Raw genomic sequence first — 1,663 nt, 5'->3', positions numbered from 1 at the left:
TGCGACTGTTGCCATCCTTTTAGAGTTTCGTTTTTCACCCTTAGTTAAGCGTTTATCTAATTTTTTGTGACTTGCTTGCGCTCGTTTTTGCGTTTCTGGACGTAAATCTTCTCTACGCATTGTCACACCTTTTCCATCGGCGCTAATAACTAGTATATAGGACTCCTATTTGATTTCTGAACAAGACTAAGAGAAAATACGGTGAGGCGTATAAGTCTAAGAGTCACTAACCCCGCTCACTCATAGACGGGGCTTGGAAGAGTAATCCTTCAAGCCATATTGACCAGATTACCTAGAAATAGGTAGCCGTTACCCTAGTCACGACACCCTGAAATGCGTAGCTAGTTTCCCGCTCTGTCATTTGCAATTAAACAACTTTAAGGTCACTGAAGTAGTGTTGCACTTTCTTACAAGCTAGGGTAACAGAATCGAAGCTAACATCACCCTGAAAAGGAGTTCACTTATGTCCAATTACGTTTTAGCTATCGACACAAACAAAACACCCTGTAACCCCGTACACCCTGCTACAGCTAGAAAATTGCTGAGTCAAAAAAAAGCTGCTGTATTCCGTCGTTACCCTTTTACCATCATCTTAAAAACAATTTCAACTGAAGTTGTTCAATCAATTCAAATCAAATTAGACCCAGGTTCAAAAGTAACTGGCATCGCGTTAGTTCAAAACGACAAAGTTGTTTTTGGTGCGGAGTTAACCCATAGAGGTTCTGCCATTAAAGCCTCCCTTGAGTCTAGAAAGTCATTAAGGCGGGGAAGACGTTCAAGACATACCAGATATCGTCAAGCTAGATTTTCAAACAGAGCTAGACCTTCATGTTGGCTTGCACCTTCGTTGCTGCATCGCGTCTTAACCATCGGTACTTGGGTTAAACGACTATGTAAATTTGCACCTATTACCACCATCACTCAAGAGTTAGTAAGATTTGACTTGCAACAGTTAGAAAATCCGGAAATATCAGGTATTGAATATCAGCAAGGGGAATTATTAGGCTATGAAGTGCGCGAAATGCGCCGGGGGAAACTTCCCCCGGTCACTTTCGCGCGAATATTTGCTCAATAAGTGGGATAGAAAGTGTGCGTATTGTGATGCTGAAAATATACCTTTACAAGTGGAACATATCAAACCAAAAGCTTCATGTGGAACCAATAAAATATCTAACTTATGCCTTGCCTGCGAGAAGTGCAACCTAAAAAAGGGGACACAAGATATTGAAAAGTTTTTGGCAAGAATACCGGAACTTTTAAAGAAGATTCAATCTCAAGCCAAACGTCTGCTAAAGGATGCTGCTGCGGTCAACTCTACTAGATGGGCATTATTTAACGCATTAAAAGACAGCGGACTACCAGTAGCTACAGGTTCTGGAGGAAAAACTAAATTTAACCGAACTAGATTAAAGCTACCTAAAACTCATTGGATTGATGCAGCATGTGTTGGTAATGTTGACACTTTGGAGATATTAACAACCAAGCCTTTATTAATCAAAGCAACGGGACACGGAACACGACAAATGTGTGGGACTAATAAATATGGATTTGTGCGATTCGTTCCCTATAAAGTGGAAAGGCTACCAGCCTAAAAACGAACTAGGGGCAAGGAGACTAGTCCTTCGTATTGACTAGAACAGAACCTTGACAACTTGGTTTCCAT

The 1,663-nt window shown here is 41.0% G+C and carries 2 pseudogenes; one reads left to right on the top strand and one right to left on the bottom strand.

Annotation, left to right across the window (positions count from 1 at the left end):
* Positions 1-156, bottom strand: a pseudogene (locus OGM63_RS24625) (ISKra4 family transposase); the annotation flags it as partial.
* Positions 157-463: 307 nt separating this feature from the next.
* Between OGM63_RS24625 and iscB the strand changes: the two are divergent.
* Positions 464-1,550, top strand: a pseudogene (gene iscB / locus OGM63_RS24620) (RNA-guided endonuclease IscB); the annotation flags it as partial.
* Positions 1,551-1,663 lie beyond the last annotated feature (113 nt).

The sequence above is a fragment of the Plectonema radiosum NIES-515 genome (assembly GCF_025753815.1).
GTDB classification, from domain to species: Bacteria; Cyanobacteriota; Cyanobacteriia; order Cyanobacteriales; family Nostocaceae; genus Hassallia; species Hassallia radiosum_A.
This window is presented reverse-complemented; position numbering and strand designations above follow the sequence as displayed.